Origin of the sequence: Streptomyces sp. WG7 (assembly GCF_049975785.1) — a bacterium.
GTDB lineage: Bacteria > Actinomycetota > Actinomycetes > Streptomycetales > Streptomycetaceae > Streptomyces.
Map to the genome: position 1 here is coordinate 86,386 of NZ_JBNGGE010000002.1, position 12,890 is coordinate 99,275.

The window sequence follows — 12,890 nt, forward strand, 5'->3', positions numbered from 1 at the left end:
GTTCACGGGGGTCACTCGTCCGCCGGGTGGTCCAGCGGCATGGTGGCGGTCTTGGTGGCGTCCCCGAAGTCCCAGCCCGGGACGATCGACGGGATGCCGACGGTGGCGGTGACCGTCACCTCGTCGCCGCCGTACGCCGGGGGGCAGTCGGTGCCGTCGGCCAGCCAGCCGCTGACCGCCGCCGCGCACGCCTCCTGGGCGCTCTCCTGGAGCGAGGCACTGCGGGCGCCCGCGCGGGCCGCGGTACCGGCCTGCTGGGCGGTGTACGCGATCAGGCCGAGCTGTACGGCGGCCATGCCGACGATGATCAGGATCGGGAGGAAGCCGAGGTACTCGATGGCCACCTGCCCGCGGTCCATGACCAGGGCCCGAGCTCGGACCCGAGCTCGGACCCGGGCTCGGACCCGGGCTCGAACCCCGCCCCCGCCCCCGCCCCCGCCTCCGCCACTGCCACTGCCACGCGAGGAGTACGGCATCTCAGTCGTCCTCCTCCTCGACGGCTCCCGCGTGCCCGCGCACGGTGAACGGGAAGCTGATGGTGCCCGGGAAGAGGATGGGGACGTCGATCTCCACGTCGGCCGTGACATAGCCGCCCGCCGTGCCGCAGTTCACCCCGGCGCCCCCTTCCCACGCGCCCGGCAGCTTGTCCCGGCCCGCCTCCTGGCAGGCTCCCTGCCGCGCCCCCCGGTCGGCCGCCGTCGCCGCCCGTACCGCCTCGTCCGCAGCATTACCCGCGAGCGTGTACGTGTATCCCACGAGCACGAGCTGCCACAGCACCACCAGCGTGACGATGATCGTCGGCAGCATGCCGAGGAACTCGACGGTGACCTGGCCGTCGTCCCGGCGGCACCGCTGCCACCGTCCCGCCTCCGGCCCGCGTAACCCGCTCATCCCGCACCGTCCTTCCGGCGCCGGAAGCTCACCGACCCCCGGTCGCCGCGGAACCGGCCGCCGCCCTTGCGGTGGTCCGCGTCGGCGGCCCTGACCAGCCCGAGTTCACCGGCGAGGGCCCACAGGGCCTGCTTCACGGTGCTCCTGCTGTCCAGTTCGTGGACGCGGCCGGCGTCCACGGCGGCCTGGAGTTCCTTGAAGTTGGCGGGGACGGCGGTCCGGGCGACCTCCGTCCCGGTGATCTTCCGGATCAGCGAGGGCTGGATCTCCGTGCCCCGGGTGTGCCGGTTGACGACCACGGTCGTCTCCTCGGCCTTGCGGATCTGCAGCCGGTCCCACATCCGCACAGCCCGCTTGGCACCCCGCACGGCGACCACGTCCGGGGTGGTCACCAGCAGCGCCGTGTCCGCCATCTCCACGGCCGCGGCGCCGGCGCCGCCGAGCTGGGCGCCGCAGTCGAGGACGACGACCTCGTAGCGGGAGCGCAGGGCGCTGACGATCTGGCGGGCGGCGCGGTCGGTGACCTCCTCGCCGCGTTCGCCCTCGCCGGGGGCGAGCAGCAGGGCGAGGCCGGTGTCGTGGCGGAAGACGGCGTCGGCCAGGACCCGCGGGGAGATGTCCGTGATGGTGGCGAGGTCGGCCACGGAGCGCCGGAACTGGACGTCCAGGTAGGAGGCGACGTCGCCGGTCTGGAGGTCCATGTCGACCAGGGCCGTCGGCCGGCCCGACGCCTGGGCGGCGAGGGCCAGCTGGATGGCGGTCAGGGAGGTCCCCACCCCGCCCTTCGCGCCGCTGACCGTGACGACGGTGCCGCCGGAGCCGGTGAACACGTCGACGCCGCTGCCGAGGTGCCGGCGTACGCCCACCGACCACTGGGCCACCGCCTGGACGCGGCTGGCGAGTTCCTCGTAGCTGAGCGGCAGGGCGACCAGGCCGCGGGCGCCGTAGTCCATGGCGGCCTGGAAGAGGCCGGGGCCGGGGTCGGAGGTGACGAGGATGACGCCGACGGCCGGGAAGCGGAGGGCGACCTCGCGGATCAGTTCCAGGGCGGGGACGGGGCCGATGCGCTCGTGGACGACGACGACCTCGGGCAGTTCGTCGACCGACTCGGCGGCGAGGCGGGCGAGGGTGTCCACGAGCTGGGTGGAGTCGGTCACCGGGGCGACCGGTTCGGCGTCCGGGAGCTGGCTGAGCAGGGTCGTGATGGACCGTACGGCGTCCGCGTCGCCGACTGCCGGGAGGATCCTCGTGGGCATACGGGCTCTCACTTGTCCTTCGCGAGTTCGTACGTCCGGTCCTTGTCCGGGACCGTGGTGTCGCTGCCGGGCGCCACCAGTGCGAGCCGGACCCGCTGGGCGAACGACTCGGCGTAGGTGATGCGCTGGGCGTCGATGGTGGACAGTGCGAAGGTGATGGGGACGCCGTCGGTGGGTTCCCGGTCGCGGCTGTTCTCGTCGGCCTTCAGCGGGGTGAGCTCGCCGACGTCGATGACCTTGGCGTTGGTCACGATGATCTTGGACTGGTCGGGATCGCCCTCCCGCGCCCCCTCGAAGGTGGCGTACACGTTGACGGAGGAGCCCGGCGTGATCTTGCCGGCGACTCCGGTCGCCGCGTCGATCATGATGGCGACCTCCTGCTGCCCCGGCTGCAGGGCGGGCTGGTCGACGATCATGTCGCTCTGCAGCAGCGAGCCCGCCTTCAGCGTCGTCACCGCGATCTTGCCGCGGACCTGGCCGAGGTCGGTGACGGCGTTCTCCGACAGCCAGCGTTCGGGCATCCTGATCTTCTTGAACTGACCCTCGCCCAGTGGCGTGTAGGGCTGCACGTCGGTTTTGAGCCGGTACGCGGTGACCTCGGGGCCGACCTTGGACTTCACGTCGTTGACGACGGCCAGCACGCCGGCGAACGCGCCGAGGGCGCAGAGGACGGAGAGGATCAGCAGGATGACGCCGCGGCGCTGACGGGAGTTCATGAACCGTGCAACCTCGTTGGGGGATCGGTCGAACCGGGTCGGATGGCGGGGCGGGCGGAGCGCGGTACGGACCTACCCCGTGAGGGCTCGTCTCTCACGGCGACGGCCGAGGGCGGCGTCGCGGCGGTGGCCGAGAGCCGCGTCCCGGCGCCGGCCGAGCGCGGTGTCAGGGTGGTGGCCGAGGGCCGCGTCGTCGCGGGCGTCGTACACCGGCGGTGTCGCGGAGCAGAACACGCAGCGGTCGCCGATGACGTCGATGCCGCACCAGTGGCAGGCACTGCGCCGCACCGAGGTGACCAGCTGGTAGAGGACCGACAGGTCGGGCAGATAGGCGCAGAACTCGGTCAGTCGCCCGGTCCCCCACCAGCCGGAGGACTCGGCGGGCAGCGGCGTCTCGCGCAGTCCCTGTACGTGCCAGGACGGGGCGAGGGTGCCGGTGACCCAGTCGGACGGAAGCTGGCCCTTGGCGACCAGCAGGCTGGTGCCGAACTCGGGTCCGTCGAGGGCGACTTCGGGGCCGATCCGCACCAGTTGCGGCACGGGGTGCGCCATGACGCCGAACTGGCTGCCCGGCATCCAGGACCTGGCGTGCGACTTCAGGCCGACGGAGACACGGTCGAGCCGGGCGACGGAGCCGAGCAGCGCGCCGGAGTGGATGTAGTGGGTGAGGAGCCGGCCGGCCGAGGCGAGGACGCCGGGGCTGAGGTCGCAGGAGGCGAGCTGCCGCAACTGGCGGGCCAGCACGGCGATGCCGAGCGGGGGCAGGGGCGGCCGGAACACCGCGATCCGGTCGGTCTCCAGGAGGGCGCGGACGGTGTGCAGCCGCCGTTCCACGCTCGCCGGTACGGCCTGCGAGCACACCACGATCACGTGCCCGTGCTGGTCGACCAGGGTCTGCAGCTCGGCCAGCGCGTGCTCCAGTGGACGCCGGTCCACGTCCTGGAGCACGGCCGCGGGCAGCGTCCGTTCGTCGTGCGGCGGCAGTGCCATGTCGGCACTGGTCACGGCAATGGCAGTTGGCACGCGCGGCTCCCCGTCTCCCCATGCCCGTCGACGCGCCGGCGTTACCCCGGCACACCCGGATGACTTCACTGCGTGACTACCTGAGCACTGTATCCACGCGTCTGTGACCGGAGAACAGCGTTTCTGTAGCTCTGGAACAACTTGTGTTGCACAAGGTGCGTCAAACCGGGGCAGGTTGAGCATTTCCCCGCCGAGGGCCGGGCGGCTCCGGGGCCGGTTCGCGACGCGTCAAGTCCCGGCCCCGGCGGCGAACTTGGTCCGGACCTACCTCTTGACACCCCCAATTGGTCTGGACCACCTTGTACGTCAAAGCCCCCCACCCCCCACCCCCACTCCCCCACCGGAGGCCCCCATGGAGCAGCCCGTACGCAGACCGCTCGCCAGACGGACGAAGTTCTGGGCGGGAGCCGTCACCGCCGCGCTCGCCCTCTCGGTCACGGCCGTGGGCCAGGCCTCCGCAGCCGACGTCAACAACGCGAAGAACGCCGGCTTCGAGGCCGGCCTGAGCAACTGGACCTGCTCCGCGAACAGCGGCACGGCCGTCTCCTCCCCGGCACGCACCGGCTCCGCCGCGCTCAAGGCGACACCGAGCGGGCAGGACAACGCCCGGTGCGCCCAGACGGTCGCGGTGAAGCCCGACTCGACGTACACGCTGAGCGCCTGGGTGCAGGGCGGGTACTCCTACCTCGGCGTGACGGGCACGGGGACGACGGACGTGTCGACCTGGACCCCCGACTCGGTTTCCTGGAAGCAGCTGTCGACGAGCTTCACCACCGGCTCGTCGACGACCTCGGTGACGGTCTACACGCACGGCTGGTACGGGCAGTCGGCCTACTACGCCGACGACCTGTCCGTCTTCGGCCCGGACGGAGGCGGCGGCGACGGCGGCGGACCCGAGCCCACCGTCCCGGCCGCCCCGGCCGGCCTGGGCGTCTCCGGTACGACGTCCTCCTCGGCCTCGCTGGCCTGGAACGCGGTGTCGGGCGCGACCGGCTACAACGTCTACCGCGACGGTACGAAGGTGACGGCGGTGACCGGCACGTCCGCGACGGTGACCGGTCTCGCGGCCGCCACGTCGTACTCCTTCCAGGTCACGGCGACGAACGCGGCCGGCGAGTCGGCCAAGTCGGCGGCGGTGACGGCCCGTACGGCGGAACGGGGCGACGGCGGGGGCGGCGACCTGCCCAAGCACGCCGTGACCGGCTACTGGCAGAACTTCGACAACGGGGCGGCCGTCCAGAGGATCTCGGACGTCTCCGCCCAGTACGACATCATCGCCGTCTCCTTCGCGGACGCGACGAGCACGCCCGGCGCCGTCACCTTCAACCTCGACACGGCCGGGCTCGACGGCTACACGGTCGACCAGTTCAAGGCGGACGTCCGGGCCAAGCAGGCGGCCGGGAAAAAGGTCATCATCTCGGTGGGCGGCGAGAAGGGCACCGTCTCGGTGAACGACTCGGCCTCCGCGACGAACTTCGCGAACTCCGTGTACGCGGTCATGCAGGAGTACGGCTTCGACGGCGTCGACATCGACCTGGAGAACGGTCTCAACCCGACCTACATGACGCAGGCCCTGCGCGCCCTGTCCGCGAAGGCGGGCCCGGACATGATCCTGACGATGGCGCCGCAGACCATCGACATGCAGTCGACGTCGGGCTCGTACTTCCGCACGGCGCTGAACGTGAAGGACATCCTCACGGTCGTCAACATGCAGTACTACAACAGCGGCACGATGCTGGGCTGCGACGGCAAGGTGTACGCGCAGGGCACGGTCGACTTCCTCACCGCCCTGGCCTGCATCCAGCTGGAGAACGGCCTCGACCCGTCCCAGGTCGGCCTGGGACTGCCCGCCTCCACCCGTGCGGCGGGCGGCGGCTACGTTGCGCCGTCCGTGGTCAACAACGCCCTGGACTGCCTGACCAAGGGCACGAACTGCGGCTCCTTCAAGCCGTCGAGGACGTACCCCGACCTGCGGGGCGCGATGACCTGGTCCACGAACTGGGACGCGACGGCGGGCAACGCCTGGTCGAACTCGGTGGGAGCGCACGTGCACGCGCTCCCGTAGCTCCGGCCCGGACCGGCCTGCCCAACCCGGACCGGCCTGCCCGGCATTCCCGGCCGGACCCTGCGGCTGCTGTTCCCCCTACCGCGACGGCGGCGGGGGGAACAGCCGCACGAGGCTCAGTCGCCCCTTCCCAGGTTCTCGCTCGGCAGGAATCTCTGGCGCACCCAGAGGCCCAGCAGCACCGTCCCGCCGACCAGCAGCGGCACCGGATCATGGGCAGTGGGAGCCAGCACATGGCCCAGCGCCATCACCGTGCAGACCGTCAGGGGAACGAAAGCCGCCGCACCCTCCATCCCCCACCGCAGATTCGGCCGGGCCATGCCCAGGACGCTCGCCCCGCCGGGCAGCCACGGGCCGGTGGCGATCACCAGGAGCCCCGCGGTCTTGCACCCGTCGACCACCTGCCAGGACGCCATCCCCGATTCGTGCGGGTCGACGGTCCACAGCTGCAGGGTGTCGCCGGTCAGCATGAGGGACAGTCCGGCGATCCCCGCCCACAGGGCCGCTCTCCGGTCACTGCGCACGAGACGGCACAGGGCCAGCAGGAAGCTGAGGAACACCAGCTCGGCGGCCCACAGGAACACCACCATCCCCTCCCCCGGCCGCCAGCCGCCACCGGTCCCGCTCAGCAGCACCCATCCCGTCATGAACAGGGCCCCGGCCGCGACGAACCCGTCGAGCACCCGCCGCAGCAGCACGGGCCGGCCGGTACCGGCATCGGCCGCGACCACCAGCCCGGCCGTCCCCAGGCCGACCGCCAGTACCGCTCCGACGACCACCACCGTTCCCAGCAGCGACTGCTCGTCCCGCCCCGGATCCGGTGGGTGGGCGTCGAGCACTTCGGCCACCACCCGGTACAAACCGCCGGCCGCCGCCGAACCCCCCAACAGCAGCAGCCGCGTCCGCACCCGTCCGCTCGTCCACCACGTGCGGAGCACCAGCGAGACCGCCACCGCGCAGCAACCGAGGGACGGCCCGAGAGACATCATCCGCACCACCGCGCTCCCCATCCCCGCCATCAGGCGCGCCTTTCACCGGTTCCCGCCCGCAGGGCCCTTCTTCCGGTCCTGGGGTCCACGCACAGAACGTAGAAGACCCGTCACCTGTCACGAACTGAACAAAGGGCGCATTCACCCGTACCGCGTACGACGAGGGACGCCGGCTGCCGCCAGGGTGACGCACGCCGAAATCACCTGAAACATTTACGGGGGCCCACCGCATCGATGAGGTGAAGGCAGTACAGGGCGACGGTGAGCTCGGGGGAACGCGGACATGAGGCAGGGACGAGCGGACGAGTACGCCGAGTTCGCGGCGGCGCGGGCCGGCCACCTGTACCGGTCGGCGTGTCTGCTCACCGCCGGGGACACGCACCTGGCCGAGGATCTCGTGCAGGAGACCTTCGGGCGGCTGTACGTGCGGTGGGGGCGGGTGTCCCGGGTGGAGAACCCCGCCGCGTACGCGCAGACCGTGCTCACCCGGGCCTTCCTCGCCCATCAGCGGCGGCGCAGCAGCCGGGAACGGGCGACGGACCTCTTCCCCGACCTGCCGGGCGCCGGCGACGGGGACGCGCCGCTGCGGCTGACCCTGCTGGCCGCGCTCGCCCGGCTGCCCGCCAAGGACCGGGCCGTCATCGTTCTGCGGTACTGGGAGGACCGCTCGGTCGAGCAGACCGCCGACGTGCTGAACGTCAGCTCGGCGGCCGTACGGACGCGGTGCTCACGGGCGCTCGGCAAGCTCCGCGAGCTGCTGGGCGAGGACCTCTCGGAGTACGCCAGACCCTGACGCCGGCCCAGACCCTGACGCCGGCCCAGCCCCTGGCGCCGGACCCGGCGCCGGATCCCCGCGCCGGATCCCGGCGCCCGCCTCTCGTCGTATACACACTTCGGCTCTCTCACAGCGCTCACCACGCGGAAAGGGTGGTTCGCCATGCCCGAGAACCAGCACCAGGACCCCTTCGAGGAACGGCTCACCGCCGCCCTGCGCGACACCGGCGGTGACTTCCAGGCCGACGGTACGGCCCTCGTCGCCGGTGGGCGGGTCCGAGGGCGCCGGGCGCTCACGCGGCGCCGGGCCGGCGTGCTCGGCGGGGTCGCCGGCGTCGCCCTGGTCGGGGTGGGCGGGGCGCTGCTCCTGCCGCAGGACGACTCCACCGGCCCCGAGCGCCGCACCGTGGCCTCCGAGACCACCGCCGGTCCGTCCGCGTCGGCATCCCCGTCCGCCCCGGCCCCGTCCCCCGTCTCCGGCGACGCACTCCTGACGTCGCTCAAGGAACTGCTCCCCGAGGGGAGGTTCAGCGAGGAGGACGCCCGGGGCTCGGGCGACGCGCCGGGACCGTACGCGTCCCTCGTGTACGACGACGGGGAGGGCGCGGCCGCGATCAGCATGGGCCTCGACCGGGTCGAGGCCGGAAGCGAGCAGGTCCGGGAGCTGACGGAGTGCCCGGACGAGACGTTCGTCCAGTACGACGCGTGCAGTTCCACCCGGCTGCCCGACGGCTCGCTGCTCAGGCTGTTCCAGGGCTACGAGTATCCCGACCGGCGCGTCGACACCAAGCTCTGGTCCGCCGACCTGGTCACGAGCGAGGGCCAGCACGTCAGCCTGAGCGAGTGGAACTCCCCCGCCCAGAAGGGCGCACCGGTGTCGCGGCAGGACCCGCCGTTGTCCACCGAGGAGTTGAAGGAGGTCGTCACGGCCGACGTGTGGCGCCGGGTGGTGGACGCCGTTCCGGCCGACCCGGAGGTGTCCGGGTCCGCCGGCGCGCCGGTGCAGGCGCCGCCGGACGTCTCCGGCAAGGACATCGGCGAGATGCTCGCCGGGCTGCTCCCCGAGAACCTGAAGGTGGTCAAGCAGGGCGGCCAGGACAGCGGGTTCAGCTACGTCGTCGTCGACGACGGCCGCGGCGGCAGCCTCGTCCAGATCAACGTGCAGCACGGCATGAACGACGTCGCCAACCAGCTCTACGGCTCCGCCGAGACCCTCCCCGACGGCACCCGCGTCGCCGTACGGCAGGGCCCCGGCGACGACCGCGTCGCGGGGGTCGTCATGTGGACCGTCGACACCCTGCGGGCCGGTGAGGACGGCTTCCGCGTGGTGGTCAGTGCGTTCAACAACGACGCCGCGCATGCCGAGCCCACCCGCGAGGCTCCCGCGCTGACGGTCGGCCAGCTGCGGGAGATCGCGCTCAGCCCGGAGTGGGAGAAGCTGCGGTAGCGGACCGGTCCAGCCGGCCTAGAAGAACTCCGCCCAGTTCTGGTCCCAGATCTGCTTCACGCACAGCACCAGGAACAGCAGGCCCGCCACGGCCAGCATGCCGTTGCTCAGCCAGCCGTTGCGCCACTCGCGCGGTGTGCGGGAGGAGTTGAGGAGCCAGATCAGGGTGAGGGCGAGGAAGGGCATGAAGGCGGCGCCCAGGACGCCGTAGATGATGATCAGGCGGAAGGGCTCGTCCTGGAAGAGCAGGATCATGGGCGGGAAGGTGAGCCAGAGCAGGTAGGCGCGGAAGGACCAGGAGCGTTCGCGGCGGCCCGACGCCAGCTCGGTCGCCCGCGCCTCCTGTTCGCCCCGCCGCCGGGCCAGGAAGTCGGCGAACATCAGGCTCACGCCGTGCCAGACGCCGATCAGGGAGGTGAAGGAGGTGGCGAAGAAGCCGATCAGGAAGAGCTTGCCGGTCGCCGTGCCGTACTCGTCCTCCAGGATGTCGCCGAGCTGGATCATGCCCTTGTCGCCGCTCGCGATCGCGATGTTCGCCGAGTGCAGCAGTTCGGCGCCGACGAGGAGCATGGCGATGACGAAGACGCCGGTCGTGGCGTAGGCGACGCGGTTGTCGACGCGCATGACCCTCATCCAGCCGGTGTTGGTCCAGCCCTTCGCGTTGACCCAGTAGCCGTACGCGGCCAGCGTGATGGTGCCGCCCACGCCACCGATCAGGCCGAGGGTGTTGAGGACCGAGTCCTTCTCGTCCGGGATCACCGGGAGGAGGCCGGCGAAGGCGTCGCCGAGGTTGGGGGTGACGCGGATCGCCAGGTAGACGGTCACGACGAACATGACGCCCACCAGGACCGTCATGACCTTCTCGAAGACGTCGTACTTGTTGAACCAGACGAAGACCAGGCCCACCAGCCCGGACGCGATGCCCCACCATTCGAGGCCCATCACGTCCGGGAAGAGGGCCTGCAGCGGCAGGGCGCTGGACGACATCGCCGCCGCGCCGTAGACGAAGCCCCAGATCACCGCGTAGACCGCGAAGAACCACGTCGTCCAGCGGCCGAGGCTCGCCCAGCCGTCGAACAGCGTGCGGCCGGTGGACAGATGCCACCGGCCGCACGCCTCGGCGAGGGAGATCTTCACCAGGCAGCCGATGATCGCCGCCCACAGCAGCGTGTAACCGAAGTTGCTGCCCGCGATGAGAGTGGCCACGAGGTCGCCGGCACCGACCCCGGTCGCCGCGACGACGATGCCGGGTCCGATGTACCGCCAACTGGACTTACGGGGAACCGAATCGACCGCGCCCGGCCCGCCTGTGTCTCTGATGTTGCCCGTGGTGTCCGCCATGCGGGTCAACCAAGCCCATGGCCGCCGGTGGGACAAGAGGGCGCGCGCGGATCTTCACCCGATCGTGCCTACTCCTTGCGACCGGCGTCTGCCTTCGCGTCGGAGCTCACGTCCGGCTTCCCGTCCGGCTTCCTGTCCGGCTCCGGCTCCGGCTTCCCGTCGGACTCCGGCTTTCCGTCCGGCTCCGGCTTCCCGTCGGGCTCGGCTTCGGCCTTCACGTCGTCCGCCGCGTCGTCCGCCGCGTCGGCGTCCGCCTCCGGGAGCTCGTCGGCCTCCGCCTCGCCGTCGTCGAAGTAGGCGTCCAGGACCTCGTCCAGGGCGGCTTCCCACTCCTTGAACCGGCTCCTGGACGTCGCCTCGATCTCGATCGGGTACCAGCGGCGGTCGGGCGTGTGCACGGTGACGGTGAACCGCTTGCCGAAGCGGCCCGTCTCCGTCTCGACGGCCCCGACCTCGTCCCAGCGGAACTCGCAGCTCTGGTCGTCGAGGGCGAGACGTACGCCCCTGCGGTCGGCGACGATCTTCGCCCGGCGGTCGGAGGCCTCGAAGACGGGGCCGGCGGGGGCCTCCTCCTCGTCCGGTTCCCCGGACGACTCGGCGGCCGTCTCGGCGGACGGCTCGACGGTCTCGTCCGCGGGCTGCTCGGCGGACGGCTCCGCGCCGGCGGCTTCCTCCGCGTCGGGGACGTCGTCGGACTCGGTGTCCGCCGCCGTCCGCGCCTTCGCCGGTCTCACGTCCTCCGGTTCGGCGGACACGGGCGAGCTGAGCCCGGGGATGAATGCCGGGTCGAATCCGGCGCCTTCCAGGGGCTGGCTGGTCGATCCTCTGCGCTGCTCCACAGCGGGCAGTATGGTCGACGATCCTGTGCCGGACACAGCCAGCCCCGACTTCGTTATCAGACGCCTACACGAACAGGCTCAGCAACGCCGCCACCACGAACCCCGCGACCGACAGGACGCTCTCCAGCACGGTCCACGTCTTGAGCGTGTCCCGTTCGCTGATGCCGAAGTACTTGGCGACCATCCAGAAGCCGCCGTCGTTGACGTGCGAGGCGAAGATGGAGCCCGCCGAGATGGCCATGATGACCAGGGCGACGAACGCCTGGGAGTGGTCGCCCTCGGCGAGCAGCGGTGCCACGATGCCCGCCGTCGTCACGATGGCCACCGTCGCCGAGCCCTGCGCGACCCGCAGCACCAGGGAGATCAGGTAGGAGAGGACGATGACCGGCAGGCCGACGTCGTTGAAGGTGTCGGAGAGGGCCTGGGCGACTCCGCTGGCCTTGAGGACGGCGCCGAAGACCCCGCCCGCGCCGACCACCAGCAGGATGTTGCCGACCGGCTTCAGCGAGGCCGTCGACACGGTCTCCAGGGACTTGCGGGACCAGCCGCGCCGGATGCCGAGCAGGTAGTAGGCGAGGAACAGGGCGAGGGTCAGGGCCACGAACGGGTTGCCGAAGAACTCGATCACCGAGCGGAGGGTGGACTCGTCCAGGGCGATGGAGGAGAAGGTCGCGGCGAGGATGAGGACCAGCGGGGTGCCGATGATGCCGAGGACGGTGCCGAGCGCGACCGGGCTCTCGTGCGGGGCGACGCCGGCCTTGGACTGCTCGTCGATGACGGCCTGCTTGGCCTCCTCGGCGGCCTCGACCATGTCCTGCGGTACGGGCACGAAGATGCGGCGGCCGATCCAGGCGGAGAACGCCCAGGCGGCGAGCACGGCCGGGATGCCGCAGACGATGCCCATGAGGATCACCCAGCCGAGGTCCACCTTCAGCAGTCCGGCGGCGGCCACCGGGCCGGGGTGCGGCGGCAGGAAGGCGTGGGTCATCGACAGGCCGGCGAGCAGCGGCAGGCAGTAGAGCAGGACCGACTTGCCGGAGCGCTTGGCGGCGGCGTAGACGATGGGCGCGAGGACGAAGATGCCCACGTCGAAGAAGACCGGGACGCCGAAGATCAGGCCGGTCAGGCCCATGGCGAGGGGGGCGCGCTTCTCGCCGAACAGGCCGAGCAGCCGGGTGGCCAGCACCTGGGCGCCGCCGCTGACCTCGAGGATGGCGCCGAGCATGGTGCCCAGGCCGATGATGATGGCGACGTGGCCGAGGATGCCGCCCATGCCGGACTCGATGGTGGAGACGGCGTCGGACTTCTGGACGGTGCCGAAGAGTTCGGTGACCGACAGGCCGGCGAGCAGGCCGACGGCTATGGAGACGGCGAGCAGCGCGACGAACGGCTGCAGCCGCACCTTGATGATCAGGAAGAGCAGGAGCGCGATGCCGATCGCGGCGACGGTCAGCAGGCCCGCCGTGCCGTCGATCAGGTGGAGCAGGCCGCCGGTGTGGGGCGGGGTCTCCGAGGCCGCGAGCTGGAGCGATACAGGGGGCATACGGGG

Annotated in this window: 12 protein-coding genes; 3 read left to right on the forward strand and 9 right to left on the reverse strand. The window is 71.5% G+C overall.

Going from position 1 to position 12,890, the window contains the following annotated elements; translation table 11 throughout:
- Positions 1 to 11 precede the first annotated feature (11 nt).
- The 5 genes from ACP4J0_RS02790 to ACP4J0_RS02810 all read right to left on the reverse strand — a co-directional run bounded on the left by ACP4J0_RS02790 (position 12) and on the right by ACP4J0_RS02810 (position 3,853).
- Positions 12 to 359: a TadE/TadG family type IV pilus assembly protein gene (locus ACP4J0_RS02790; RefSeq protein ID WP_426596996.1), complete on the reverse strand. Its 348-nt coding sequence runs from the start codon at positions 357 to 359 to the stop codon at positions 12 to 14.
- 118 nt (positions 360 to 477) lie between these two features.
- On the reverse strand, positions 478 to 891 hold the full coding sequence (locus ACP4J0_RS02795) for a TadE/TadG family type IV pilus assembly protein (RefSeq protein WP_426596997.1): 414 nt from the start codon (positions 889 to 891) through the stop codon (positions 478 to 480).
- Positions 888 to 2,147, reverse strand: a complete 1,260-nt coding sequence (locus ACP4J0_RS02800; protein ID WP_426596998.1) for an AAA family ATPase — start codon at positions 2,145 to 2,147, stop codon at positions 888 to 890. The genes ACP4J0_RS02795 and ACP4J0_RS02800 overlap by 4 nt, the downstream gene beginning before the upstream one ends.
- A gap of 8 nt (positions 2,148 to 2,155) precedes the next feature.
- A complete protein-coding gene (gene cpaB, locus ACP4J0_RS02805; RefSeq protein ID WP_426596999.1) occupies positions 2,156 to 2,863 on the reverse strand; it encodes a Flp pilus assembly protein CpaB in 708 nt (235 codons plus the stop codon).
- Positions 2,864 to 2,935: 72 nt separating this feature from the next.
- On the reverse strand, positions 2,936 to 3,853 hold the full coding sequence (locus ACP4J0_RS02810) for a hypothetical protein (RefSeq protein ID WP_426597270.1): 918 nt from the start codon (positions 3,851 to 3,853) through the stop codon (positions 2,936 to 2,938).
- Between the two features lie 385 nt (positions 3,854 to 4,238).
- Here ACP4J0_RS02810 and ACP4J0_RS02815 point away from each other — a divergent pair, with 385 nt between their 5' ends.
- The gene (locus ACP4J0_RS02815; RefSeq protein ID WP_426597000.1) at positions 4,239 to 5,951 is read left to right on the forward strand and encodes a chitinase; all 1,713 of its coding nucleotides are present in this window, start codon (positions 4,239 to 4,241) and stop codon (positions 5,949 to 5,951) included.
- 116 nt (positions 5,952 to 6,067) lie between these two features.
- On the opposite strand, the gene ACP4J0_RS02820 is transcribed toward ACP4J0_RS02815, so the two are convergent.
- Complete coding sequence (locus tag ACP4J0_RS02820; RefSeq protein WP_426597001.1) at positions 6,068 to 6,970, reverse strand: hypothetical protein; 903 nt, start codon at positions 6,968 to 6,970, stop codon at positions 6,068 to 6,070.
- Between the two features lie 253 nt (positions 6,971 to 7,223).
- Between ACP4J0_RS02820 and ACP4J0_RS02825 the strand changes: the two genes are divergently transcribed.
- Both ACP4J0_RS02825 and ACP4J0_RS02830 read left to right on the forward strand, forming a co-directional pair.
- Positions 7,224 to 7,733, forward strand: coding sequence for a SigE family RNA polymerase sigma factor (locus ACP4J0_RS02825; protein ID WP_426597002.1), 510 nt, complete (start codon positions 7,224 to 7,226; stop codon positions 7,731 to 7,733).
- 144 nt (positions 7,734 to 7,877) lie between these two features.
- Positions 7,878 to 9,161 (forward strand): hypothetical protein, encoded by a 1,284-nt coding sequence (locus ACP4J0_RS02830; protein ID WP_426597003.1) that lies wholly within the window; start codon positions 7,878 to 7,880, stop codon positions 9,159 to 9,161.
- An 18-nt stretch (positions 9,162 to 9,179) separates the two neighbouring features.
- On the opposite strand, the gene ACP4J0_RS02835 is transcribed toward ACP4J0_RS02830, so the two are convergent.
- The 3 genes from ACP4J0_RS02835 to ACP4J0_RS02845 form a co-directional block, all read right to left on the reverse strand.
- Positions 9,180 to 10,502 (reverse strand): Nramp family divalent metal transporter, encoded by a 1,323-nt coding sequence (locus ACP4J0_RS02835; protein ID WP_426597004.1) that lies wholly within the window; start codon positions 10,500 to 10,502, stop codon positions 9,180 to 9,182.
- Between the two features lie 68 nt (positions 10,503 to 10,570).
- Positions 10,571 to 11,341: a hypothetical protein gene (locus tag ACP4J0_RS02840; RefSeq protein ID WP_426597005.1), complete on the reverse strand. Its 771-nt coding sequence runs from the start codon at positions 11,339 to 11,341 to the stop codon at positions 10,571 to 10,573.
- A gap of 64 nt (positions 11,342 to 11,405) precedes the next feature.
- On the reverse strand, positions 11,406 to 12,884 hold the full coding sequence (locus tag ACP4J0_RS02845; protein WP_426597006.1) for a GntP family permease: 1,479 nt from the start codon (positions 12,882 to 12,884) through the stop codon (positions 11,406 to 11,408).
- Positions 12,885 to 12,890: the final 6 nt, after the last annotated feature.